Source organism: Clostridium budayi (assembly GCF_055396605.1).
In genome coordinates this window covers 1,603,702-1,630,682 of the sequence record NZ_AP042456.1, presented here as the reverse complement: position 1 = coordinate 1,630,682, position 26,981 = coordinate 1,603,702, and the positions used below count along the sequence as shown (strand labels likewise).

Annotated in this window: 26 protein-coding genes; 23 read left to right on the top strand and 3 right to left on the bottom strand. The window is 24.5% G+C overall.

Annotation, left to right across the window (positions count from 1 at the left end; genetic code table 11):
- The first annotated feature begins 4 nt into the window (after window positions 1–4).
- The 4 genes from ACZ5TJ_RS07680 (at window position 5) to ACZ5TJ_RS07665 (ending at window position 3,812) form a co-directional block, all read left to right on the top strand.
- The gene (locus tag ACZ5TJ_RS07680; protein WP_464198483.1) at window positions 5–1,378 is read left to right on the top strand and encodes a methyl-accepting chemotaxis protein; all 1,374 of its coding nucleotides are present in this window, start codon (window positions 5–7) and stop codon (window positions 1,376–1,378) included.
- Between the two features lie 60 nt (window positions 1,379–1,438).
- A complete protein-coding gene (locus ACZ5TJ_RS07675; protein WP_257792208.1) occupies window positions 1,439–1,573 on the top strand; it encodes a hypothetical protein in 135 nt (44 codons plus the stop codon).
- Window positions 1,574–1,703: 130 nt separating this feature from the next.
- Complete coding sequence (locus ACZ5TJ_RS07670) at window positions 1,704–2,726, top strand: DUF6398 domain-containing protein (protein WP_464198480.1); 1,023 nt, start codon at window positions 1,704–1,706, stop codon at window positions 2,724–2,726.
- Between the two features lie 171 nt (window positions 2,727–2,897).
- A complete protein-coding gene (locus tag ACZ5TJ_RS07665; RefSeq protein WP_464198478.1) occupies window positions 2,898–3,812 on the top strand; it encodes a hypothetical protein in 915 nt (304 codons plus the stop codon).
- Window positions 3,813–3,836: 24 nt separating this feature from the next.
- On the opposite strand, the gene ACZ5TJ_RS07660 is transcribed toward ACZ5TJ_RS07665, so the two are convergent.
- A complete protein-coding gene (locus tag ACZ5TJ_RS07660; protein WP_464198476.1) occupies window positions 3,837–4,460 on the bottom strand; it encodes a hypothetical protein in 624 nt (207 codons plus the stop codon).
- A gap of 102 nt (window positions 4,461–4,562) precedes the next feature.
- On the opposite strand from ACZ5TJ_RS07660, the gene ACZ5TJ_RS07655 reads away from it, so the two are divergent.
- Window positions 4,563–5,594: a 3'-5' exonuclease gene (locus tag ACZ5TJ_RS07655; protein ID WP_464198474.1), complete on the top strand. Its 1,032-nt coding sequence runs from the start codon at window positions 4,563–4,565 to the stop codon at window positions 5,592–5,594.
- A 19-nt stretch (window positions 5,595–5,613) separates the two neighbouring features.
- On the opposite strand, the gene ACZ5TJ_RS07650 is transcribed toward ACZ5TJ_RS07655, so the two are convergent.
- Window positions 5,614–6,042, bottom strand: coding sequence for a divergent PAP2 family protein (locus ACZ5TJ_RS07650; protein WP_464198472.1), 429 nt, complete (start codon window positions 6,040–6,042; stop codon window positions 5,614–5,616).
- Between the two features lie 159 nt (window positions 6,043–6,201).
- Here ACZ5TJ_RS07650 and ACZ5TJ_RS07645 point away from each other — a divergent pair, with 159 nt between their 5' ends.
- From ACZ5TJ_RS07645 to ACZ5TJ_RS07625, 5 genes are all read left to right on the top strand, one after another.
- Window positions 6,202–6,903 carry a LytR/AlgR family response regulator transcription factor gene (locus ACZ5TJ_RS07645; RefSeq protein ID WP_464198470.1) on the top strand — a complete coding sequence of 234 codons (702 nt, stop codon included), beginning with the start codon at window positions 6,202–6,204 and terminating at the stop codon, window positions 6,901–6,903.
- Window positions 6,904–7,244: 341 nt separating this feature from the next.
- On the top strand, window positions 7,245–7,868 hold the full coding sequence (locus ACZ5TJ_RS07640) for a hypothetical protein (RefSeq protein ID WP_464198468.1): 624 nt from the start codon (window positions 7,245–7,247) through the stop codon (window positions 7,866–7,868).
- A 113-nt stretch (window positions 7,869–7,981) separates the two neighbouring features.
- Window positions 7,982–8,545: a hypothetical protein gene (locus tag ACZ5TJ_RS07635; protein ID WP_464198466.1), complete on the top strand. Its 564-nt coding sequence runs from the start codon at window positions 7,982–7,984 to the stop codon at window positions 8,543–8,545.
- On the top strand, window positions 8,532–9,422 hold the full coding sequence (locus ACZ5TJ_RS07630) for an ABC transporter ATP-binding protein (protein ID WP_464198464.1): 891 nt from the start codon (window positions 8,532–8,534) through the stop codon (window positions 9,420–9,422). Before ACZ5TJ_RS07635 ends, ACZ5TJ_RS07630 begins: the two co-directional genes overlap by 14 nt.
- A complete protein-coding gene (locus ACZ5TJ_RS07625) occupies window positions 9,412–10,428 on the top strand; it encodes a hypothetical protein (protein ID WP_464198462.1) in 1,017 nt (338 codons plus the stop codon). Before ACZ5TJ_RS07630 ends, ACZ5TJ_RS07625 begins: the two co-directional genes overlap by 11 nt.
- A gap of 27 nt (window positions 10,429–10,455) precedes the next feature.
- Here the strand turns inward: ACZ5TJ_RS07625 and ACZ5TJ_RS07620 are convergent, their stop codons facing one another.
- Entirely contained in the window at window positions 10,456–10,845 is a 390-nt protein-coding gene (locus ACZ5TJ_RS07620; RefSeq protein ID WP_464198460.1) for a PadR family transcriptional regulator, read from the bottom strand.
- 136 nt (window positions 10,846–10,981) lie between these two features.
- On the opposite strand from ACZ5TJ_RS07620, the gene ACZ5TJ_RS07615 reads away from it, so the two are divergent.
- The 13 genes from ACZ5TJ_RS07615 (at window position 10,982) to mutS (ending at window position 26,974) form a co-directional block, all read left to right on the top strand.
- Complete coding sequence (locus tag ACZ5TJ_RS07615; RefSeq protein WP_464198458.1) at window positions 10,982–11,182, top strand: hypothetical protein; 201 nt, start codon at window positions 10,982–10,984, stop codon at window positions 11,180–11,182.
- Window positions 11,183–11,322: 140 nt separating this feature from the next.
- Entirely contained in the window at window positions 11,323–12,033 is a 711-nt protein-coding gene (locus ACZ5TJ_RS07610; protein ID WP_464198456.1) for a pseudouridine synthase, read from the top strand.
- An 18-nt stretch (window positions 12,034–12,051) separates the two neighbouring features.
- The gene (gene mnmM / locus ACZ5TJ_RS07605; protein WP_464198454.1) at window positions 12,052–12,603 is read left to right on the top strand and encodes a tRNA 5-(aminomethyl)-2-thiouridylate-methyltransferase MnmM; all 552 of its coding nucleotides are present in this window, start codon (window positions 12,052–12,054) and stop codon (window positions 12,601–12,603) included.
- Window positions 12,604–12,748: 145 nt separating this feature from the next.
- On the top strand, window positions 12,749–13,648 hold the full coding sequence (locus ACZ5TJ_RS07600; RefSeq protein WP_039315925.1) for a MurR/RpiR family transcriptional regulator: 900 nt from the start codon (window positions 12,749–12,751) through the stop codon (window positions 13,646–13,648).
- A 128-nt stretch (window positions 13,649–13,776) separates the two neighbouring features.
- Window positions 13,777–14,991 (top strand): BaiN/RdsA family NAD(P)/FAD-dependent oxidoreductase, encoded by a 1,215-nt coding sequence (locus ACZ5TJ_RS07595; protein WP_464198451.1) that lies wholly within the window; start codon window positions 13,777–13,779, stop codon window positions 14,989–14,991.
- Between the two features lie 72 nt (window positions 14,992–15,063).
- Window positions 15,064–15,720, top strand: a complete 657-nt coding sequence (cmk, locus tag ACZ5TJ_RS07590) for a (d)CMP kinase (protein WP_045724565.1) — start codon at window positions 15,064–15,066, stop codon at window positions 15,718–15,720.
- A 27-nt stretch (window positions 15,721–15,747) separates the two neighbouring features.
- A complete protein-coding gene (locus ACZ5TJ_RS07585; RefSeq protein ID WP_464198447.1) occupies window positions 15,748–17,643 on the top strand; it encodes a bifunctional 4-hydroxy-3-methylbut-2-enyl diphosphate reductase/30S ribosomal protein S1 in 1,896 nt (631 codons plus the stop codon).
- 67 nt (window positions 17,644–17,710) lie between these two features.
- Window positions 17,711–18,568, top strand: a complete 858-nt coding sequence (locus ACZ5TJ_RS07580; RefSeq protein WP_464198445.1) for a GNAT family N-acetyltransferase — start codon at window positions 17,711–17,713, stop codon at window positions 18,566–18,568.
- Between the two features lie 164 nt (window positions 18,569–18,732).
- Window positions 18,733–20,100: a tRNA (N6-isopentenyl adenosine(37)-C2)-methylthiotransferase MiaB gene (miaB, locus tag ACZ5TJ_RS07575; RefSeq protein ID WP_464198443.1), complete on the top strand. Its 1,368-nt coding sequence runs from the start codon at window positions 18,733–18,735 to the stop codon at window positions 20,098–20,100.
- 137 nt (window positions 20,101–20,237) lie between these two features.
- Complete coding sequence (locus tag ACZ5TJ_RS07570) at window positions 20,238–23,504, top strand: DEAD/DEAH box helicase (RefSeq protein WP_464198441.1); 3,267 nt, start codon at window positions 20,238–20,240, stop codon at window positions 23,502–23,504.
- A gap of 118 nt (window positions 23,505–23,622) precedes the next feature.
- Window positions 23,623–23,784: a hypothetical protein gene (locus tag ACZ5TJ_RS07565; protein WP_464198439.1), complete on the top strand. Its 162-nt coding sequence runs from the start codon at window positions 23,623–23,625 to the stop codon at window positions 23,782–23,784.
- Window positions 23,785–23,821: 37 nt separating this feature from the next.
- The gene (locus ACZ5TJ_RS07560) at window positions 23,822–24,019 is read left to right on the top strand and encodes a DUF6290 family protein (protein WP_464198437.1); all 198 of its coding nucleotides are present in this window, start codon (window positions 23,822–23,824) and stop codon (window positions 24,017–24,019) included.
- Window positions 24,020–24,298: 279 nt separating this feature from the next.
- Entirely contained in the window at window positions 24,299–26,974 is a 2,676-nt protein-coding gene (mutS, locus tag ACZ5TJ_RS07555; protein ID WP_464198435.1) for a DNA mismatch repair protein MutS, read from the top strand.
- Window positions 26,975–26,981: the final 7 nt, after the last annotated feature.

The following is a 26,981-nucleotide window of genomic DNA, read 5'->3' as shown; positions in this document are numbered from 1 at the left end:
GGATATGAGGGTTGATGCTAAATTCGATCAAACTAAGAGTATTAAATTTAATATAACTAAAAATGCACTTGCTATAATGGCAGCATCTTTAGTATTTATAGTATTTACAGGAAGAATTATTGTTTGGGATGTACTTACGAGTTCGCTAAATGATACAGCTTTAGAAAAAGATGATATTATAAAGAACATTGTAAATAAAGTTACATACATAAACATATTTATTGCTATTTTAACGTTATTAATAGCAGGATTAATTATGTGGAACATATTTGGTAAAACTGCAAGACTTTTAAACGGATTAAGACTTCATATAGAATATTTATCAGGTGGGGTTTATCATTACAAAATAAAAGATAAGTATTTTAAAAGGAAAGATGAGATAGGTTCAATATGTAATGCTTTAGATAAGATGCAGAAATCTACTGTTGATATGATAGGTGATTTAAAAAATTTATCACAAAATATGAATAATCAGTCTTCAGATTTAAAAGAAATATCTAAAGGATTATCTACCACTACTACAGATATATCAGATTCTATAAAGAACATTGTGAAAGCTATATCTGATGAGTCAGGAGATATTATAAAAATAATAGAAAAAATAAATGAATTCGGTAATATATTAGATGATGAAGCAAATGAAGTGAGCGATGTTTTAGAATTATCAAAAAAAGTTGAGAAAGATGCTAATACTAGTAATCGTGATTTATTAGTATTAACTAAGTCTTTAAAGGATTTTGAAGCTATATTTGGAATATTTTCAGAAACTTTAAAGCATATGAACATGAATATTAAAAAAGTAAATGATATTACTGACTTAATAAATAATGTTGCAGAACAAACAAACTTACTTGCATTAAATGCTGCAATAGAGGCTGCAAGAGCAGGCGAAGCTGGTAAGGGATTTACTGTGGTTGCAGATGAAATAAGAAAGCTATCTGAAAAAACAAAGGAATCATCTATATCTATTACTGAACTTACTAATACAATTTTAAAAAATTCTAAGAATTTAGTTAGTAAGACATCTGAAATGAATTTAGAGCTTAAAACCCAAAAAGAGGGTATGGAAAAGGCTATAGAATCATTTAGAATAATTTCTGATTCAGTTTCAACTATAACGCCTAAAATGCTAAAATTATCTGATAATTCTAAAAAGATGTGTAAGACAAATGAAGATATAATGGAAAAAATAGAGGTTCTTTCATCTGTTAATGAAGAAATATGTGCAAGTACTGAAAATATATCAGATTCATCAGATCTTACAAAAGAAAATGCTAATATATTATTAAATAATGCTTCAGAGTTAAAGAAAAATGCAAAAATTACAACAAATTATATAGGAAAATTTGTTCTTGATGGACCAGAAGAAGAGGAATAAATTGTTATAAATAAAATAACTATTAATGTAAAAACTATTATCGAAGGACGGTGATAGTTTATGGGTAAAAATAAACCAAACAATCAAAATGCTGGACAATTATCAGCAAATAAAGTAAAAAGTTATAAACAAAACTATGATAATAAAAACACATATAATGAACAAAATAATAATAATAAAAATTCATTTAAGTAACATACTAAAAGGAGATATTCTTTAGAAAGAATATCTCTTTTTTTTAATATATAGTGAAAAAAAATTAATTTTACGTTATAATGTTTAAATGTGATTAAAGAATAATGAATTAAATACTTAGGAGGAGTAAATGAGTAATAGTATAAAAATACCTACTGAATTAAACAGTAGAGTAGATGAGATATTAGTTAAAATAAATAAATTTAGTAAAAAAGTACTAAATGATGAATATACAGAAAAATTTTTAAAATTAACAGAAGTATTAGCAAATACAGAAGAGAATAAATTAGCAAGAGGAAAAAGCAATACTTGGGCTGCTGGAATTGTTCATACAATATTTTTTGTAAATGATACATTAAATAAAAAAGGAATAAGAATGGACGAGCTTGCAGACTTTTTTGAAGTATCAGAAGGAACTATTGGAACTAAATCAAGAGAAATAAGAAAATTCTTAAATATAGATAAAACATCAAAGACATGGAAGATTAAAGAAGAGAGCACATCTTGTTGTGATAATGGTGATAATTTTGTTGCACTATTTGATAAAGCCCTGGAATTAGAGGATGTAGAAAAAGGTGCAGTTGAATTAAGAAAATGCGCAGACATTATTAAAAATGATTTAGGTGAAGAATATTTAGAAAAATATAAAGGGCAAATAGGGGTATCGGCTGAAGGTGATTTCTATTTAACAGTATTATCAACATTATCAAATTATGAATTTGCATTAGGTAATTATGAAACTAGTTTTAATATAGAAAAAAATTTACTAGAATTAGATGAGTATGATTCAAGAAATGTAAGACATTCAATAGTATTTAGAGCAATTATAAATAAGGACTATGAATATGCAGCTTATATTTTAGATAAATATAAAGATGAAGACAGTATATTCTTTAAATATGGAAATGTTTTATACAATTATTATAGAAATGATAGAAAAAGTGCAAGAAAAGCATTAAAAAAGGCATTAAAGCATAATCGTTACTTCATAGATTGTCTTGTTGGAAATGTTGCAACATATCAAGGAGAGATTAGTTCATATAAAAAAGGTAGCCTAGAGGAAGCTAGCCTTTGTATTGAATACAGCCTACCATTATGGACTAATGAAAAAATAGGAAACTGGGTAATAAAAGCATTAAATAAAATAAAGTAACTATAGATTTAATATGGACAGGCAATATTTATATATTTAATTTATAATAACTAAAAGAACTCTTTAATATAAAATATATGAGTTCTTTTAGTTTTATTTAAATTAATATGATTATAAAAAATAATTAAAATTCATATCTATATATATAAGAGTAATTTGGAGGCATATTATATGGACTTTCTTTTTTATATAGACGAATTATTGTTAACTGGTCTTGCTTCATTAATTGGAGAAGGGTATATAGAAATTATAACGAGAAGAAGAATTTGGGATAGAAGCTTAACTGGTAGAATAAATTTTGATGAAACTTGCTCTGAATTTTTTGAAGATAGAAATACAAAGGATAAGAGAGAAGGGTATAAAGGATATGTTAAAGTAGATGGAAATACATGTACAGAGTCCAATTGTAATAACAGATCAATAGAAAATAGAGGGATATGTAGGCTAGAAGAAGAAGAAAAACACATATTCACTATGTTTAGCTTTCATAATAAATTGGCAAATCAATTAATTAGCAATAATCTGTTACGTTATACCGATGATATTTTAGGAGAGACCGTTCAAAATGGAGATTATATATTACTAAATGGGAAGGTATCTCATGAATGTGTGAAATCATATATAGATTCTCTAAAAGTAATTATAAATTCTTTTGGATGCGATTTCTTAAATAAATTATTAGATAAAAATTCAATTATGAATTTCAATATAATTTCTAAAATATTAGATAATATATATGATAAAATATGCTTAAATAATACAACAGATCTAATATTGACTTGTGGCAATAGGGAGATAGTTCTTACTATAAATGAAGGTAACTTTTTAGAAGATCGTATTCATAAATTTGATAATATAGATTGTAATTGCAACATATTAGGTAAAGTTATAAAACATTGTGATAATAATGAAGAAATTCACTTTTTAAGAAAAACAGGACAGCAAGATTTTTATGAAGACTTGCTAAATAAATGTATTCCATATTTTGATTGTTTAACGAAAATAGGAATTAATCCTCCAACTTGCCCAAGAATGAGGATTAATAAAAATCCATATCAAATAGTTCCAATTAGTATATATATATAAAAACAGACGCAAAAGATGCGTCTGTTAAAAGTTTATACCTAGATGAAATTTAATATTTAATGATGAATCTTTAAAATATGTTTCATCTATTAGTATTCCATAGTTTTTTGATAATGACAATATTATATTGTTATTTTCATCATCCACTTTCAAAATGGAATTATTTTCTATTAGGTTAGATAAATATGATTTAGATATATTAATAAACCCTATTTTACCATAATTATAATGTAAAATTGCATTACCGTTTTTAGCATAAGTATTAAAATTTAATACAGCTTGAATAGGAATACCTTTATATTCAAAATTAATGTATAAAAACAATTCATTTTCATTAATTAATGTATTTATTCCAGTAACATTATTATCAATAAGAGCATTTTTATCTACTGAATTTAAAATTATACCTGTAATCTCATCTTCACTTAATGAAACATTAGAATTTAATTTTATACCATTTAAACTTAGATCTATGTCTTTTGGAATAAATTTTTTAATAAGAGATTTAGAGTTTAATTCTATATTAGAATCTATAGGAATTACTTTAACTTTAGGGGCAAAACTTATTTTATATGTTAAAAATATTAACAATGATATTGTTAATATACTAATTAAAAATACAATAAAGCCTCTTTTTAATGATTTCATTTAAAACACCTCGAATCTTTAAAAAATTACTTATTAGAAAAGTATAATAATTAATGATAAAATATTAAATATAATTATATCAATGAAAGGGTCAACATACAAATGAAAGAAAATATAGAAGCATATTTTTATATAAGTGGAAGAAGTAATAATTATATTTTGCATTACTTTATAAGAAACAATACAACAAAAAAGAATTTAATAAAGTTAACTAGAAAATTAAAAGAGGAAAACTTTATTACAGCAAATTATAAAGCTCTTTATTACATATTTAAAGATATATTATCATTAATAAAAATATGCGAGATAGAAAAAGATTCACATATAGTAATATTTACAGAAGTTAAAAAGATAAAAAAAGCATTGGAAAATAAAAACTTTTTTGCAAGAGAAGAATATAAATTTATAGATTTTTTCTTAAATAAATTTTCATCATACGAATGCAAAGAAATACCATCAATTCAAAGCTATATTTATAAACAAAAAAAACCATCTATTGCATTATATATAAAATGTAAGAAAGCTGGTAAAGAATATAAAAAAATAATTAACAGAAATAGTACATTAACAAAATTAAATAGAATGATAAAAGGGTGTAACGAATTAGTTTTCTTTGATTTTGAAATGAACTGTGTTGGAAACTTTAAAGATGTTGAAATAGTAAGTGTTGGCGCAGTAAAAACTGATCTAAATGGAAAAGTATTATCTAAATTTTATCAATATATAAAACCAAAGAAAATATTTAAACTAACAGATAGGTGTATTGAAATAACATGTATTAAGCAGGAAGATATAGATAACGCTGAATATTTTGAAGATGTTTTTAAAAAGTTAGAAAAATGGTGCGGAAAGTCAAGAAAATTATTTTTATATTGGGGTGGAAATGATATAGCTGTATTAAAAAATGATTATGCAAGAATAAATTATAAAATAAAAGTAGTTGATAATATTATTAAAAATAATATTGATTATCAAGAAGTATTATGTAAAGATGTTTTGGAATTAACTGATTCTTTATCTTTACATAATGCTATATTAAAATATAATTTAGATTTTGAAGGCAAGCAACATAATTCTTTAGATGATGCTTATAATTTAAGTAGACTTTATTTTAAAGAAAAAGAGAGAAGATGATTTTTATATCTTCTCTCTTTTATAATGGATAAAACAATCCAACAATAATTCCAAGAATAAGTCCACCTAATACTTCAAATGGAGTATGACCTAATAATTCTTTAAGTTCTTTATGATTTATTTTAAATATATTATCTGTAGACATAATTGAATTAAGTAATTTAGCATGTTCACCAGCTGCTCTTCTAATTCCCATGGCATCATACATTACAATTGATGCAAAAACAAATGATAAAGCAAAAATAGGAGAATCTATTCCTGAAACTCTAGCAATACCAACAGTTAAAGAAACAATAAAAGCAGAGTGTGAACTTGGCATACCTCCAGTTCCAACTATTGATGAAAAATCTAATTTTTTATTTATTATAAATCCAAATGGTATTTTTAGAACTTGAGCAACAATTAGTGAAAATAAGCTAAGCAAAATTAAATTGTGAAATATATTCATAAAATTACCTCCTAATCATTATAGTATAATTATACCCTTATACTTTAAATATAATATAAACAAGAAATAAAATTTTAAGTTTATATGTTAAAAATAATTAAAAATATACAAATAAATTATTGTTATGTTAAAATAACTACTAGGGGAGGCGTATATAGTATGATTAATATAGCAATTTGTGACGATGATTTAGAATTTATAACTACTTTTGAAGAAAAACTTATTAAAATTTTCAAATCACTTGGAATAGAGATATATATAAATAAATTTCAGGATAGTTTAAAGTTTATTCAAGATTATGAAAAGAATTTTTATAACTTAATTTTTTTAGATATTTGTATGCCTAATGTAAATGGACTGCAAGTTGCAGAAAAAATAAGAAATGTTGATGAAGCTGTTGAAATTGTATTTGTTACAGCTTTCGATGGATGTGTATACAGGAGTTTTAAATATAGACCATTTAGGTTTATAAGAAAAAATAAAATTAATGATGAGTTAGAAGAAGCAATAAAAGAATTTTCAGTTTCTTGTAAAAAGAACAATAAAGCAATTTCATTTAAAGTTAAAGATGGTTACATTAATATAAATAAAAATGAAATAATATATTTTGATATAGAGAATAGAAAAGTAAGATTACATACTAAAGAAAAAATTTATTATTTAACAAATTTAAAATTCAATGATTTAATTGAAAAGTTAGATAATAAAGAATTTATTTCAGTGCATAGAAGTTATTTAGTAAGCAAATATTACATAAGATACTATAGAAAAGGATATATTATATTAGATAATGATGAAAATATCCCTGTTAGTCGTTATAAAGCTACTGAAATAGAAGAGTTGTTTAAAAATACTATTTAAATACCATTAAAACTAAAAAAAAAGCTTTTCGAACAAAAATTAACACGGATTAAATATAAAATGTTATATTATATGTGAATAGCAATAATTATAATCTACACAAAATATAACAAAATAAAGATTAGGGAACTTTATTTTGTTATATAAAGCTATATGAAGTTTTCTCCAAATTTCATAAAAGTTTCAGAATTGAGTCTAGTATTATCTAGACTCAAATTTTTTATAATTATTTTTATAAATTTTATAATATAAATATTTATTGTTCAATTGAATGTTATACTAATAAAATTGAAATGATTACAAATAATAAGCTTAATAAATATTTAAGTGAGGTGTATGTAATGCCAATTCCTGTTATAACTTCAATAATATCAGCAGTTTCAATTTTAGCTGGATCCGCATTAGGTGCATGGTTTAGTTGGGTTATTAATAACAAAATGCATAGTATAAGAATTAAGGAAGAGCAAAATATTATTAAAGATAATAGAAAATACGAAGAAAAATACAAAATAAAGGAAGCTTGTAAAAATGCTAATTCAATAAGACTAGATATATGTACTGCAATATATCAAAGTATTAGATTTATAGTAAATAAAGATAGTATTGAATATGTATATCCAATATCAATTAATAAGACTTATTCTTGTGCGGTTGCTTCTTTAAGTGATAAATATACAATCAAAGAACTTAGTTATATTTATCAGTTATACGGTATTATAGAAAAATTAAATGCAGATATATTAAAATATCAAAATGATGGGTTAATAGATAAGGATAAAGTAATTTTTGGTTTTGATTATATATTAAAAAAAGTTTATGGAGATAATAAAGACAAAATAATAAAATTAGATATAGATAGAGTACGGTATACTGATTTATTTGAAAATGAATATATAAAAGAAGGTTATAAATACATATTAAGAGAGCTAGATAAGTCAAGTAAGGAAGAAAATTTATTAAAGTAAAAGTGAATTAAATAATAATTTCAATTAAGATTTTTTTAAGATATATATAAGAAATAATAAATTGACAGAATTCCTATATATAAGTAGAATTTTCATATAGGGGGGAGAGTTTATTGAAAAAATCTAAAATAATTATTGTTTTAGGAGCATTTATTATTATTACGTCAATTTTAGTAAATAATCCAAATAAATTTCAGGTTAAAGAAAAATTTAATACGCCTGAAAAACTTATATCAACTTTTAATAATTCACTTTTACTTGGATATTCTCAGAATATAAATGGAGAAGTTACTCAAACTTTATATGATACTGTTTCAAATAGAAAAAGAATATCCGATCCAAATGTTAGATTTAATAAAATAATATTAAAAAGTGAATATAAGTTAAGTGAAAAACAAAAAGAAGAAATTTTAAAAAATTATAAAAATAAAGCTAATAAGATGATAAATTATAGATTATCAGAAGAAGCTATACCTTATAGATTTAAAGCTGATGGAATAAATTATTTTAATCATTTTGATGGAAACTCAGATTATATTCAGGAGAATTCAGAGCCAGTTACGATTGATTTTGTAGTAATTAAAGAGAATGGATCATATGTATTTGATTATATATGGATAGACTCTAACTCAAATGAGGAAAGTAAAGAAGCAGGAGAATACGATGTTAGAAGTTAAAGATGTTGTAATGAAAATCGCGACCAAAGAAATAATAAAAAATATTAGCTTTAATTGTAATAAAGGTAGAATAATAGGTCTTATAGGACCTAATGGAGCTGGAAAAACTACATTAATAAAATGTTTAACTGGTATATACAAAATTAATAGTGGCAAAATTTTATATGATGAAGAGGATGTATTTAATAATTCTAATGTAAAAGAAAAGATTGGGTATGTACAAGATGAAAATACGTTTTTCTCTAATTTTAAAATTAAAGATATAAGAAAGTATTATAAATTAGCTTATAAAAATTTTGATGAAGAAAAATTTGAAAGAATAAGAAAAATATTTGAAATACCATTAGATAAAAGATTATTTCAACTATCAAAAGGTATGAAAATGAGAGTTAGTATATTATGTGCCTTTTCTATAAATGCAAAATATTTGATATTAGATGAGCCTACATCTGGTTTAGATGTTATATTTAAAAAGAAGTTATTTTCAATATTAAAAGATGAAGTTAAAAATAATGATATTATTGCTATATTAAGTTCGCATCATTTAAATGAACTTCAAACTATATGTGATGATATAGTTATAATTAATAATGGAGTAAAGTTATATAATGGAAGTATAAAGGAACTTAGTGAAAATGTTAAAAAGATACAAGTAGCATTTGATAGACCAATTTACGAAGAAGATTTTTTAGGTTTTGATGAAATTTTTAGTTTAACTAAAGTAGGTAGAGTGTTTACTATAATAACAAAAGAATATAATAAACTTTTCATAGACAAGCTGAACAAATTAAATCCAATATTTATAGAGCAAATTGATTTAACGCTTGAAGATATGTTTATTTATCAAATAAAAAAGGGTGGGATTTATGAGGAGTAGTATTAAGAAAAGTTTAATTTATCAATGGTTCTACACTACAAAATGGGCAGTGTTTTTAGCATTAATAGTATGGGCATTATATTCGAAATTTGTTATTGTTGAAGATAAAATTTCTTATTTAAAATATAATATTGGATCATTAACATCAGATAAAATTAATCATATATCATTAACTGATCTTGTATTCTTTTTAATGATTTTGGTGTTTGTATATATATTAAGCAATGGATTAAATAAAAGAAGCAAAATAATGCTTATAAATAGCGGACCTTACACTAGAAACGATATATTTTTAAATAATCTTATATGTAATTTAAGTGTTTTAGTATTACTTATTGTTATATATGTGTATATATATATTTGCTCAGGAATAAGGTATAGAGAGTTATTATTATATTGCTCTAACTATTATTTTATGCTGCTTTTAGATATTATTAAATTATTTGTAATGGGAATATTAGTTATATCATATACACTTTTAATTGATATATTATTTTCAAATTCTATAGTAACTATAATTGGAGTTATTGGAATTCCTATTTGTACTATAATATCTCTAGCTATGAATATGGATTTATTTTATTTTTACAATAAATTTCCATTCCAAAATAGTTTTATAAATAAATTTCTTATATACTTAAGATTTTATGTAAATGAGGAACATATAAAACCTAATTATAGAGATTTCTATATAATTAGTATATTTATAATTATAATTGCGTTTATAATATTATACTTAGTAAAAAAGTTAAATAATATGGTTCATATTGAAAGAGTATCTAATTTTTTTGTTTTTGATTTTGCTCAATATATATCAGTATTTATAGTATCAATGGCGCTATCATCTATATGTGTGGTAATAGAAGGAAATTTATTAGATATATATCCCAATTTATATGTAGATTCTAACGCTGGGAATTTATATATTTTATTATTTTCAGAATTAGTATTAATAATTATATTAAATATTATATTTAATAAGATCATTTCTAAGTTTATTAAATAAAAAGACTAGGCAGAATTCCTAGTCTTTTTATTTAAGTAACATAGTTTTTAATTTATCCAATGTAGCCTTTGTTTTATCAAGATTTTCAATATATTCTGTAATATTTGAATTAAGAAAAGCTAGACCTCTATCAGTAATACTATATATTTTTTTACTTCTCTTATTTGAAAAAGCCTCCCCAGCCCATTTAGAAACAACATATTCACGTTCTTCTAGTTCATAAAGACTTTCATATATTGTACTTGATGAAATTGGAAAAGGTAAACTAGTACATTCAAACATTTCTTTAAAATCAGTTAAAATTTTATTACCAAAAACGACTTCACCTTTAGATAATTCTTTTAATATATATAGCATATAAAGCATCTTAGTATTAACAACATTTCTAGGCGCAACAATTCTATTTCTATTATCCATAAATCGTACCTCCTATGATAATTTTATAATATTATTATACTCTAAATTAATATACTCGTAAACGATAATAAATTAATAACACAAAAATATAATAATTACATATTATATAGTAACGAAAGAATAGGAGATGATATTCATGTCAAGAGGTCAATGTGGTTTCGGATGCGGAAACAGAGGTTGTGGATGCGGATGTGGAATGAGTAACTGTTGTAGAGGAAACAGATGTGGTTGCAGAGATAACTGTGGATGTAGAAATAATTGCGGTAGAGGCTGCAACAACTGCGGTAATAATCCATTATTTTGGTTGTTATTTTTAAGTGGAGGATTCTTCTTCTAAAATTAAATAAAGAATATAAAAGCTTAGGTTTATCCTAAGTTTTTATATTTATAAGTTTTTTATTCTATATAAATTAGAAAAGTTGTAATATTATATATTAATATATATAATCATATGTGAATAAATATCAGGAGGCAGCTATGGAAGAAAGATTACAAAAATATATGGCCAAATGTGGAGTAGCGTCAAGAAGAAAATGTGAAAGCTTAATAACTGAAGGTAGAGTAAAGGTAAATGGGAAAATAGTTTTAGAACTTGGAGTAAAAGTAATTCCAAATGTTGATAAAGTAGAATTTAATGGAAAAGAAATTTTGCCGGAAGATAAAAAAAGATACATATTACTAAATAAGCCTGAAGGATACATTACTTCTTTAAGTGATGAAAAAGGAAGAAAAACAGTTATAGATTTAATTGATATAAATGAAAGAATTTTTCCAATTGGTAGATTAGACTATGATAGCTCTGGATTACTTATACTTACGAATGATGGTGATATTTATAATAAAATAATCCATCCTAGAGTTAAAATCGATAAAAAATATATAGCGGTTGTAAAAGGAAGATTTTCTAAAGACGAAATTAATAAATTTACTAAAGGTGTTGATATTGGAGGATATATAACTGCACCTTCAAAGATAAAAGAAATATCTTATAAAGATAATACATCAACAGTAGAAATTACAATACATGAGGGGAAAAATAGACAAATAAGAAAGATGTGCGCTGCATTTAACCACCATGTGATAAGTTTAAAAAGAATATCTATTGGTAACGTCAAACTAGGTTATTTAAAGAAAGGTGAATATAGAGAATTAACTAAAGAAGAATTAGATTATATTAATTCTTTATAAAAGGAAAGAAGGAATACTATGTTTAATTATGTTGGTGATATAAGTAATTTATCACATTATATAATTGATAATTTTATAAAAAATAAAAATATTGCTATTGATGCTACACTAGGAAATGGATATGATACTGATTTTTTATCAGAAAGATTTAATAAAATATACTCTTTTGATATCCAAGAAAGTGCTTGTAAAAATTATTTATTAAAAAATAAAGATAATGTGAAAGTAATTTTAGATTCTCATCATTTAATAGATAAATATGTAGATAGTAAGGTAGATTGTATAATGTATAATCTTGGTTTTTTACCTGGAGCATCTAAAGATATAACTACACTTCATAATACATCACTTGAAAGTATAAAAAAGGGATTAGACTACCTAAATGAAGGTGGAATTATGACTATTTGTATTTATATAGGTCATGATGAAGGTAAGAAAGAAGAATCTTGCATATTAGATTACGTTAAAAATCTTTCTAAAAAAGAATATGGGGTAATGTTACATAAGTTTTTAAACAGAAGTGAAGTTGCGCCTATGCTTGTAGTTATCGAAAGAAAGACAATGTCATAATACTTTTGTATATAACTTTTATGCAATAAATTGTATTAGTTTTTTAATTACTTAGTATATATATAAATATGAAATTTTTATTGAAAAAAATATCATAAAGTGATAAAATAAGTTTTGCAAAAGATTGTAAAGTAGGTAGATAATAATGAATAATGATTTTAGTGATAACAAAGATTTAATGCGATTAATTCAAATAAAATTTCAAAGATTAAGCAAAGGTCAAAAGTTAATTGCTGAATATATCTTAAATAATTATGATAAAGCAGCATTTATGACTGCAGCTAAACTTGGAACATCTGTAGGTGTATCAGAATCAACAGTTGTTAGATTCGCAAACGAACTTGGATTTAGCGGATATCCTAAGCTTCAAAAGGCATTACAAGAATTAATTAAAAATAAACTAACGACTGTTCAAAGACTTGAACTATCTAATGAATATGTATCAGATAGTGATGCTTTAAAAGGTGTTTTAAAAGCTGATATGGAAAATATAAGAGCTACACTTGAAAAAATAAATCCTAATGTATTTGAGGAAGTTGTAAATGAAATATTTAAAGCGAATAATATATATATATTAGGACTTAGAAGTTCGACTGCAATAGCTGAATTTTTAGGATTTTACTTAAATATAATATTACAAAATGTTAGAACAGTAAGCTATGGCATATCAGATATTTTTGAACAAATGATAAATGTAAAAGAAGGAGATTTAGTTATAGGAATCGGATTCCCAAGATATGCATCAAAGACAATAGATGCACTAGACTTTTCAAAAAATAAAGGTGCAACTGTAGTTGCTTTAACAGATAGTTTAATATCTCCACTAGCAGCAAAAGCTGATTTAACATTAATTGCCCAAAGTAATATGGCATCATTTGTTGATTCACTTGTAGCACCATTATCATTAGTTAATGCTCTAATAATATCAGTTGGTATGAGAGAAAAAGAAAACATAGCTAATACATTTAATGCATTAGAGGCAATTTGGCAAGATTATAATATTTACCAAATTAATAATAAAACAATCGGAGAAAATGTAAATTAAAAATAATGCTTAAAATAAAAAGAAGAGGTAATTAGTATCTAATTACCTCTTCTTTTTATAAAATATAGTTAACTTTTTATAATTAGTGTAGTACAATTGTTTTAGCAAAATATTAAGGAGCTGATTTAATGAGTAAAGTAGTAGTTATAGGAGCTGGCCCAGCAGGAATGATGGCAGCAATAACTGCAAGTAAAAATAATAATGAAGTTATTTTAATTGATGGTAATGATAGATTAGGTAAAAAATTATTTATTACTGGTAAAGGAAGATGTAATGTAACAAATAGCAAAGATATCTCGGAATTTTTTGATTTTATACCAGGAAATCCTTATTTTTTATATAGTTCATTATATACATTTACTAATGAGGATACTATGAATTTTTTCGAAAATGAAGGTATTAAATTAAAAGTAGAAAGAGGGGGAAGAGTATTCCCAAGTTCAGATAAATCATCAGATATTATAAAAGGATTATCAAATGTTATAGATAGATCTAATATAAAGGTTATGTTAAATAGCAAAGTTATAGGACTAATTAAAGATGAAAATAAAATAATTGGAGTTAAAATAGATAATAATATAATAAAAGGGGATCATTTTATTATAGCAACTGGTGGAGCATCATATCCGCTAACAGGTTCAAAAGGAGAAGGTCAGAAATTTGCTAAGGAATTAGGACATAATATAATAGAATTAAAACCTTCTTTAGTTCCAATAGAAATTAAGGAAAGTTTAGTTAAAGAACTGATGGGTTTATCTCTTAGAAATATAGAACTTACTATATATGAAGGGAAGAAGAAGGTATTTAAAGATTTTGGAGAAATGATATTTACTCACTTTGGAATCTCAGGTCCATTAGTATTAAGTGGTAGCAGATTTATAAAGAATAATAATGATTATACTGTTTCTATAGATTTAAAGCCAGCTTTAGATGTAAAAGAACTTGATTTAAGAATACAAAAAGATTTTAAAAAATATATAAATAAAGATTTTAAAAACTCATTGGATGATCTTTTACCTAAAAAGTTAATTCCTATAATAATTAAAAAATCTATGATAAAAGAAGATAAAAAAGTAAACGAAATAACAAAAGAAGAAAGAAAAAGACTTACATCTTTAATAAAAGAATTTACTTTATCAGTTAAAGGATTAAGACCAATAGAAGAAGCTATAGTAACAGCTGGCGGTGTAGATACTAAAGAAATTGATCCATCAACTATGAGAAGTAAAATAATTAATAATTTATCTTTTGCAGGTGAAGTAATTGATGTTGATGCTTTCACTGGTGGATATAATGTACAAATTGCACTATCTACTGGATATATTTCTGGAAGTAATATCTAATAGTACTTGTTATAACAAGATTTAAATTATATAATTAAAATTATAGGTCGTATATAGAAAGGTGGAATAAATTTGAGAATATCAGTAGCGATAGATGGACCAGCTGGAGCAGGTAAAAGTACAATAGCTAAACTTGTAGCTAAAAATTTTGATTTAATGTATATAAATACTGGAGCTATGTACAGAGCCGTTGCTCTAAAAGCAACAAAAAACGGTCTAAATCCTAATAATATAGATGAAATATGCAATTTAATTTCTAATATGGAAATGCATTTTGAAAACGATGATTTAATATTAGATGGAGTTAATATACAATCAGAAATAACAATGCCTGAAATAAGTTCTATAGTTTCAGCTTATGCATCAATTCCAGAAGTTAGAAAAATGCTTGTTAAACTTCAAAGAGATATGTCAAAAAAGTATAATGTAATAATGGATGGAAGAGATATAGGAACGGTTGTTTTAAAAGATTCACCATTTAAAATCTTTTTAACTGCTACTCCAGAGGAAAGAGCAGAAAGAAGATATAATGAACTTAAAGCAAGAAATATAGAGTGCTCATATAATGAAATCTTAGAAGATATAATAAAAAGAGATCATATAGATAGTACTAGAGAAACTGATCCTTTAAGAAAAGCAGATGATGCTATAGAAGTTGATACTACTGGACTAAATATTGAGCAAGTTACAGAAAAAATTAGTGAATATATTAAGTCTAAACTTAATTAATATTAAATAACATGGGAGTATAAACTTATGAAAAAGGTTATTTTAGCAGAAAACGCTGGATTTTGTTTTGGTGTTCAAAGAGCTGTAGAAACATCTATTGATATAAAAAAGAAATACAATAAAAAAATATATACATTAGGACCATTAATTCATAATAGTGATGTTGTATCATTTTTAGAACAAAATGATATATATGCAATAGACTATGAAAATATTAATGATTTACAAGAAGGCGATGTAGTTATTATTAGGTCTCATGGAATACCAGAAGCTGTATTTAATGATTTAAAATCAAGAGGATTAGAAGTAATAGATGCTACATGTCCATTCGTAACAAATATACAAAAAAAAGTTAAAAAATACTCAAAAGAGGGTTATAATATTATAATAGTTGGTGATAAAAATCATCCAGAAGTAATTGGTATAAATGGTTGGTGTGATAATAAAGCAACTATAACTAAGAATGGTGAATTTAATAAAGAACTATCAAATAAAATTTGTGCTGTTTCACAAACAACAGAAAAAAAAGAAAATTGGGATAAAACTTTAGATGCTATAAATGATGGAACTCGTGAAGTGTTATCATTTAATACAATATGTTCAGCAACAGAAGTTAGACAAAAAAGTGCAGATGATCTTTCAAAAGAAGTTGATGCAATGATTGTAATTGGAGGGAAAAATAGCTCTAATACAACAAAGCTTTATGAAATAGCCAAACATAATTGTGAAAACACCATTCATATTGAAAATTCAAATGAATTACCTAAAGAATACATTAATAATAAAAATTTTAAAAAAATAGGTATTACAGCTGGTGCTTCAACACCAGATTGGATAATTAGGGAGGTTATTAATATTATGCAAGATGAAAAAAACTTTAATGATGAACAATTAAAATTAATGAATGAAATGGATAAAACATTTCGTATTGGAGATGAAATTGAAGGTGAAATATTAACTATTTCTAAAGATGGGGTTAGCGTTTCACTAGTTGGATATAAATCAGATGGAATAATTCCTTTTGAAGAATTAACAGCAAAAATGGATCCTAGGGAATATGCTAAAACTTTAAATGTTGGTGGTACAATAAAAGCAAAAGTCATTAAACTTGGAAATGTTGTATTATCAAGATTAGAATATGAAAAAGACGAAATATTAAATGATTTAGAAGAATTATTTAAAAATCAAACAATATTCCCATTAACAATCTCTGAAGTTAAAGAAAAAGGATTAGTTGGATACTACAATAGAATAAGAGTTTTTGTACCAGCATCACAAATAGATATTAAATTTGTTAATGATAAAGAAATTTATAAAGGTCAAACTTTAGATGTAAAACTTATAGATTTTAACAAAGAAAATCCTTCAAGAGTCGTAGCATCTAGAAGAAAAGTTCAAGAAGAAGCTAAAGAGGCTAATGAAGAAAAAGTTTTAAGTAGTTTAAAGGTTGGAGATATCGTTAAGGCTGAAGTTAAAAGATTCACTAATTTTGGTGCTTTTGCAGAAGTTAATGGTGTAGATGGATTAATTCATCTTTCACAAATTTCTTGGAATCACGTAAAAAGAGCTGAAGATTACTTAAAAAGTGGAGATATAATAGATGTAAAAGTAATTGAACTTGATAAAGAAAATAAGAAATTATCTCTATCAATTAAAGAGATTACTCCAGAACCATGGAAGAATGTGACAGACAAATATCCAGAAGGTTCAGTTGTTCTTGGAAAAGTAGTTAGAATAAATGATTTTGGTGCATTTGTTGAATTAGAACCAGGAGTTGATGGATTAGTTCATATATCAAAAATAAGTCACGATAGAATAAATAATCCTGCTGATGTATTAAGTGTCGGTCAAGATATAAAAGCTAAAATTTTATCAGTTGATGAAGAACAAAAGAGAATAAGTTTAAGCATGAAAGATGTTTAATAATAAATAACCCCTTAAATAGGGGTTATTTTAAAATATATAAATTATATAGGGTGGAGAATGTTATATGGTTCATTATGAGAAGGTAAATAAAGATAATTTTTATAATCTTCGTGAATTATTAAAAGAGTCTTTAATTTATAATTCTTATAAAAAAAGAGTAGATGAATTTTTTACACAATTAAACTTTTTTAAGAAGATATTATTTAAAAAAAATATTATATTAATTAAATTAGATAATGATTATATAGGATATATATGGTATGAATTAAAAAGCATAGCTACGATACTATTAAATGATATCTACATAAGAGATTCATTTATAAAGTATTTAAATATTAATAATATACGCTATTTTGAAGATAAAATAATTATATATCAAGGGTTTGAAGATATTTTGACAAAAATGATTTTGGAAAAAAATGATTTTTCAAAAGTTAAAATAACAAAGTTAATGAAAAAAACTATTTCTTCAAATATCCCAATGAAACTTGATGAAAATTTATCCATAAGAATTTTCAGAAAAAATATGGACGAAAAAATAAGATGCAACATTCAAAATAATATTTTTAATGATAATGATAGAATACCTCTTAAAGTTAAAGATATAAAATATGAAGAAACTCAGGAATATTATATTAATGACTTATGTATGTTTTTAATTAAGAATAATAAAGAAATAGGATATTGCCAAGTAGTATTTCATAAAAATATGTATATGATCGTTAACTTTGGGATTATAGATAAATTCAGGGGCTATGGGTATGGAAAATATTTATTAAGCTCTGTATTAAATGAATTATATAAAAAATCAATACTTGATGTATATATAAGGGTAGACTTAAATAACTTTAAAGCTTTTAATTTATATGAAAGTATCGGATTTAATTATGTTGGAAAATTTTCTACATGGATAAAAAGCTAATTTTTTAATATGTTAAATACATTAATGAATAAATTTAGCCTCAAAAGTTATAATTAAAATATAAATGAACATAAAAAGGATAGTAGTTAATCTACTATCCACTTTGTTTATATGATATAATACAACAGTACTTGTTTAAAACGTATGATCACGGAGGAAATAATATGAGAATTGATATGGAAAAATATGAAAATAACATAGAGGAAAATAAAGAAAAATATTTTGCAATCATGACATATGGTTGTCAGATGAACGAAGAAGACTCTGAAAAACTTTCAGGTATGCTTAAAAGAATAGGATATACAAAAACAGAAGATATTGAAAAAGCATCAATTATATTATTTAACACATGTTGCGTTAGAGAAAATGCTGAAAATAAAGTTTTTGGTAATTTAGGAAGAATAAAAAAATTAAAAGAAAAAAATAAAGATTTAATAGTTGGAATTTGTGGATGTATGATGCAACAAAAAGGAATGGCAGATAAGGTTTTATCTAAATTCCCATTTGTAAATATTATATTTGGAACACATAATGCTTATAAATTCCCTGAATATTTAAATAGAGTAAAAACTGAAGGTGTACAAGTAAAAGAAATATTAAACAAAGAAACAGATATAGTAGAAGGAATTCCAGTTGACAGAGAAAGCTCTGTTAAAGCATTTGTTACTATAATGTATGGCTGTAATAATTTCTGTACATATTGCATAGTTCCATATGTAAGAGGAAGAGAAAGAAGTAGAAAACCAGAAGAAATAATAAAAGAAATAAGAGAACTTGTTTCTAATGGATATAAAGAAGTTACATTACTTGGTCAAAATGTTAATTCATACGGAAAAGGATTAGAAGAGGAAATATCTTTTGCAAAACTTCTTAGAATGATTAATGAAGTAGAAGGACTTGAAAGAGTTAGATTTATGACTTCTCACCCAAAAGATCTAAATGAAGAGGTTATAGAAGCAATTAAAGAATGTGACAAGTTATGTGAACAAATACACTTACCTGTACAAAGTGGTTCAAATAGAATTTTAAAAGAAATGAATAGACATTATGATAGAGAACGTTATATGTATTTAATAAATAAAATAAAGAAAGAAATTCCAAACGTTGCAATAACAACAGATATTATAGTTGGATTCCCTGGAGAAACTGATGAAGATTTTAATGATACATTAAGTCTAGTTAAAGAAGTTTCCTATGACTCAGCATTTACTTTCATATATTCAAGAAGAAATCATACACCAGCTGATAAAATGGAAAATCAAGTTCCAGATGAAGTAAAACATGAAAGATTTAATGAACTAGTTGCTGCAGTTAATGAAGGAGTAATTAAAAACAATAAAAAATATGAAGGACAAATTGTTGAAGTTTTAGTTGAAGGAACTAGTAAAAATGATGAAACGAAACTATCAGGTAGAACAAGAAATGGTAAGTTAGTTAACTTTGAAGGAGATAAATCTTTAATAGGTACACTAGTTAATACTAAGATAGTCCGTGCACAACCATTTTCACTTATAGGCGAAGTAGTAGAATAATAAAATTTACAATTAAAAGATAGCTAAATTTAGCTATCTTTTAATTTATAACTAAATTTACTTGCATAAGAAGTAAATTTAATCTATTCTATGGATATAGCTAAAATGGATACAATTAGAAATTGAAGGTGAGTAAAATGCTAAAAGAGAATTTTGTTGGAGGATTTAACAAAAGTGTTACCACTAGAAAAAAAAGAGATGGAATTAGAATACTTGATAATGACTTAGTAGAAAGCATTGAATATTTTTACTTAGATAAAGTAAATGAAATTTTTATAGAATCTAATGTTATATCTGAAGATCTATATAATAAATATTCATGTAGTATATCATTTAATACAAATAACTTTGAAGTTAACAATACAAAATGCACCTGTAGAGATTTTGAAAAAAATGAACTTTCAAAAACAAACTATGCATGTAAACATATATGTGCAATGTTTTATAGATTTTTAGAAAAATTATCTGATGATAGTGAACTTCAAAATAAGCTAAAAAATAATAACATTAAAGATATAAGTAAACTTATAGAAATAAAGAAATCTATAAATGTGTTAGATTCTTTGCTACAAAATAATAATAAAGATGAACTTAGAATTGATGTTTACATAAATAAAAATAAATGGTCGAATAAAATTGGGGCAGAGTTTAAAATAGGTATTAATAATAGAAATTCTAAAATGTATACTCTTAAAGATATTAATTTATTTCTAATTAATAAATATAACTCTATTCCAATGAAATATGGTAAAGATTTTTTATTTGATATACAAACGCAAAAATTTTTATATAAAGATATTCGCCTTTTAAAATTTATAGAGTTATTAAAAGATATTGATATAAACTCAAATAATTTCAAAAGAAGTCAAGACAAACATATAAATGGGAAAGAAATATGGATACCTAAAGGAATGGTTAGGAGCTTTTTTGAAATTATAAAAAAGCATAGGATCTATTTAAATAATGGGTTTTATTCAAGAACTGTTCAAAGTGAAGTGATCGAGGAGGATATACCTCTTCCTATTGAACTTAGTGAAAAGAACGACAGTATAACATTAAGTATGCCTAGGGGAATACCTGAAGATTTAAGCGGAAATGGTGATGTTTTTCTTTATGATACCGCTATATATTTACCATCAATGAAACAATGTGAAAAATTATCTCCATACATTGAAACCTTTATTAAAAATGATAAAATAACATTTTTAGAAAATCAAAAAGAGAGAATTTATAAAGAATTAATTCCAAGTCTCACTGAATTATCAAACTCAGTCATAATAGATAAAAGTATATCTAAAAATATAGTTAATTCTCCTGTAAAATTTAAATTTTATTTTGATAAAGAAAAATATATCTTTCTTAAATTAAATGTTGTTTATGGTGAATATGAATTTAATATTTTTGATGATATTAAAGATAAGATAATATATAGAAATACATTTTTAGAAAATTCAATTATAAATAAATTAAGTACCTATGGCTTAGAAAAATTAAATGATAAATTATTTACCTTTACTAAAGATGATGATTTTATTTTTAATTTTTTCAAAAATGAAATTTATGGTCTTCAAGAAATTGGGGAAGTGTTTTATTCTGAGAACTTTAAAGGAATTATTAACTTAAGTCGTAATAACTTTAATGTTCATGTAAGAAAAGGGAAAAATGATTATTTTGAATTTAAATATTCTATATCTAATATAGATGAAGATGAATTTTATAGTATTTTAAAGAGCTTTAGAGATAATAAAAAGTATTATAAATTAGAAAATGGAGAATATATTGATTTGGAGGAAATTCAAAATAGAGAGATTCTAAATCTTATTAATACGTTAGAAGATGATAGAATTTCTAATAATACTATTGAATTTTCAAAGAATAAAGCAATTTATGCTAATACTAAATTAAGTAATATATTTAAAGACTATAGCGGGAAAAACTACTTAGATGATATATCTAACAAATTAAAATTAAATAATCTAAATAAAAATATAATTCCCTGCGATTTAAATGCAAGTCTTAGAGATTATCAAATTTATGGTTTAAAGTGGTTTAATGAGTTGTCATCATTAGGCTTTGGTGGTATTCTAGGTGACGAAATGGGACTTGGTAAGACAGTTCAAGCTATTAGTTTTATATTATCTAATGAAGGAAAGAAAACAATTATTATTACACCTACATCTCTTATATATAACTGGAGAGATGAATTTTTAAAATTTGCTCCTTCTTTAAAAATTGCAATTGTAAATGAAACTAAGAGAAAAAGATTAGATATTATAGAAAACTATAAAGATTATGATGTTATATTAACTACATACAATTTATTTAGAATAGATAATAATAGTTATGAAGGCACAGAATTTGATTATTGTTTTTTAGATGAAGCACAATATATAAAAAATCCAAATTCTAAAAATTCAAAAGCTTGCAAATGTATAAATGCTAAAAGTAGATTTGCCCTTACAGGAACTCCACTTGAAAATAACTTAATGGAGCTTTGGTCTATATTTGATTTTATAATGCCTGGATTTTTAAACAACCAAGAAAAATTTAATGCGCGATATAATAGGTGTCTTGATGAGGATGAAGTAATTATAAAAGAATTAAAATCACTAATATCTCCATTTATACTTAGAAGACTAAAGAAAGATGTACTAAATGAATTACCTGAAAAGATAGAAAAAATAATTAAAGTTGATATGACAAAAGAACAAAAAAAGGTATACGCATCCTATACAAAGTATGTTAAAGATATTATTGAAAAGAAAGTTCATAATGATGAATTTAATTCGAGTAAAATCGAAATATTATCATATATAACTAAACTTAGACAAATATCACTAGATCCATCAATTGTTATGGATGAATATGATGGTGAAAGTGGCAAATTAATTGCTTTATCAGAAATTATTACTGATATGATAGACAGAGGTCGTAAAATATTAGTGTTTTCACAGTTCACTTCAGTATTATCTAAAATAAAAAGAGCCTTAGACGGTAATAATTTAAGTTACTACTATTTAGATGGATCAGTAAAATCATCTAAAAGACAGGAACTGGTAAATAAATTTAATAATGACAATACTAATGTATTTTTAATTTCATTAAAAGCTGGTGGAACTGGTTTAAATTTAACTAGCGCTGATGTAGTAATTCATTTTGATCCTTGGTGGAATCCAGCAGTTGAAGAACAGGCAACTGATAGGGCTCATAGAATAGGGCAAAAAAATGTAGTAGAAGTTATTAAATTAATATCAGAAGGAACTGTTGAAGAGAAAATATTAAATTTACAAGATAAGAAAAAAGAGCTAATAGATAATTTAATAGGTGGAGATTCGTTAAATAACTCTCTATTTAGTAATTTATCTAAAGAAAGCATATTAAAATTATTTGATAGAGATATGTAAAAAGGAGAGGCTTAGACTTCTCTTTTTTTATATTTTAAATTAGATGATAATATTTTTAGGATACATTGAATACATATATAATATATGAATACAAAATAAAAAAAGGATGGTTAAATATATGGCTAGATATAGAGTTATTTTAGAATTTAATTTAAACAAGGATGATGATGCTAAATTATATCAATATTTAAGCAAATTTAGTAATCCAGGTGCTACAGTAAAGGATATGTTAAAAGGATTAGTACCACTACCAAATATATTTATTGAAAATAATAATTAAAATATAAGTATACATATGTTATTGGGGAGGAGTTTATATGATTAATTTTTTTAATAAGTTATTCAATAAAAATACTAGTGAAGATATTCTAGATGATATATTAGAAATTAAGATTAATTCAAGAGAAAAAATTTTATTTAAGAAATATGCAAAATTAAATGATACCGATATAAGTAAATTAATTAGAAGTTTAATGATAGAAGAAATAGATAATTTTATAAAAATAAATGTATAGATAAATACTTTAATATAATAAAATTTAAAACTATTTTTTATATAATAAAGGACCTATTAAGGTTCTTTTATTATTAATTTAAATTTTAAATTAGACACCATTGTGTTATAATCTTATAGAAATAAATAACTATATTTATTAAAATAATATATTAATACTTTATTTGTTATAAGCAATTTAGAAAAGGATAAAAATTTAATTTTTATCCTTAATTAAATATATAATAAATCATTATAGAGTATAAAAGATGTTATATAAAAATAAGTGAGGTGGAAATAAATGGGTTTAACGCCTATGATGAAACAATACTTTGAAATAAAAGATAGATATAAAGATTGTATTTTATTTTTTAGATTAGGAGATTTCTATGAAATGTTCTTTGATGATGCAAAAACAGCATCTAGAGAGCTAGAATTAGTTTTAACAGGAAGAGATTGTGGCTTAGAAGAAAGAGCTCCAATGTGTGGTATTCCATTCCATGCCTCTTCAGGATATATATCAAGATTAGTAGCAAAAGGATATAAGGTTGCTATATGTGAGCAAGTTGAAGATCCAAGCGCTGCTAAAGGCATAGTAAAAAGAGATGTTATAAAAGTTATTACACCAGGTACATATGTAGATGGAAATAATGAAAATAATTCTAATATATATCTTATGGCTATATATGAAGAAAATGGTGTTATAGGATTAGCACTTACAGATATAAGTACAGGAGAATTTAAGACAACTTCATTTAATTCATTACAAACAACTTTATTAGATGAAATTAATAAAGTAAGTCCAAAAGAAATAATAGTAGATATAAATACTAGTGAAAGCTTATTGCATGAAATATCATTAAATTGTGATGCTTTATTAACGAAAAAAGATTTAAGTGACTTTAGAGTTAAAGAAGAGGATTTAATTTCTCAATTTAGTGAAGTTGAAATATCAGATTTATCAAAAGAAAGTAAAATTTCTTGTATGGTATTACTTAAGTATATATATGAAACTCAAAAAATGAGTCTTTTAAACATAAATTACTTAGAGAAATACGATATAGTAAATTATATGACTATTGACGGAAGTTCAAGAAGAAATTTAGAACTTACTGAAAATATAAGAGAAAAAAGTAAAAGAGGATCTCTTCTTTGGGTAATGGATAAGACATCCACGTCAATGGGAGGTAGAATACTTAGAAAATGGATTGATGAACCTCTTATATCAAAAACAGAAATAGATAAAAGATTAGAAGGTGTAGAGGAATTATACTCTTCTATTGGATTAAATGAAGATATAAGAATAGCTCTTAGAGATATATATGATATAGAAAGAATAGTTGGTAAAATAGCTAATGGAAATGTTAATGGTAAAGATATGGTATCTCTTAGGACATCATTAACTAAACTTCCAGCAATAAAAGATTTATTATCAACATGCGAATCACCATTATTAAAAGATTACTTTAATTCACTAGATACTTTAGATGATATAAAAAATCTTCTTTTAAATTCAATACTAGATGATCCAGCAATAGGAGTTAAAGAAGGTAACATTATAAAAGATGGTTATTCAGAAGAAGTAGATGAATTAAGAAAAGCAAAACTTCATGGTAAGGAATGGATAGCAGCCTTAGAAAATAGTGAAAGAGAAGTTACTGGCATAAAATCACTTAAAGTTGGATATAATAAAGTCTTTGGTTATTATATAGAAATTAGAAAGGCAAACTATGATTCTATTCCAGAGGGAAGATATATAAGAAAACAAACATTAGCTAATGCTGAAAGATATATAACTCAAGAACTTAAGGAAATGGAAGAAAAGATATTAGGAGCTGAAGAAAAGCTTATTAATTTAGAATATAATTTATTCTTAGAAATAAGAGGTTTAGTTTCTAAAGAAATATCAAGATTAAAAAATAGTGCAAGAATAGTTGGAAATCTAGATTGTATATCTACTCTAGCACTTATTGCACTTGAAAATGATTATGTAAGACCAAATATAAATGAAGGTGGAATTATAGAAATTATTGAAGGAAGACATCCTGTAGTTGAAAAAGTTATAGGTAGAGGCGAATTCGTATCTAACGATACTTTATTAAATAAAAAAGATAATAGACTACTTCTTATAACAGGTCCTAATATGGCAGGTAAATCTACATATATGAGACAAGTAGCATTAATTACACTAATGGCACAATTAGGATCATTTGTACCTGCAAAAACTGCAAATATTTCTGTATGTGATAGAATATTTACAAGAATTGGAGCATCTGACGACTTAGCAGGTGGAAAATCTACCTTTATGGTTGAAATGTGGGAAGTATCAAACATCCTAAAGAATGCTACATCTAAGAGCTTAGTTCTTTTAGATGAAGTTGGAAGAGGAACATCTACATATGATGGTCTTAGTATTGCATGGTCAGTTATTGAACATATATCAAATAATGAAAATTTAAAATGTAATACATTGTTTGCAACCCATTACCATGAGCTTACAAAGCTTGAAGGAGAAATAGAAGGAGTAAAAAATTACTCTGTAGCTGTTAAAGAGGTTGATGATAATATTATATTCCTTAGAAAGATTGTAAAAGGTGGAGCAGATCAATCTTATGGAATAGAAGTTGCAAAGCTTGCTGGTCTTCCAAAGGAAGTAATAAATAGAGCAAAAGATATATTAGACAATTTAGAAGATAATACTTCTAAATTAGAAAAGATTGAAGTCAATAATCAATTAAAAGAAGAAGTATCAATAGATAAGGAACAAATAGCAGAAGTAAAAGAGGATACTAAAGAAATAATCGATGATAATAAAGTGAATTCTAAAACACAAGATGATATACAAATAGATTTTACTTTTGTAGAAAAGGAAAGTCTTATTAAAGAACTTTCTTCAGTTGATATATTAAACTTAAATCCAATGGAAGCAATGAATAAATTATATAAATTAGTAAGCGATGCTAAAAAATTAATTTAGGAGTTGA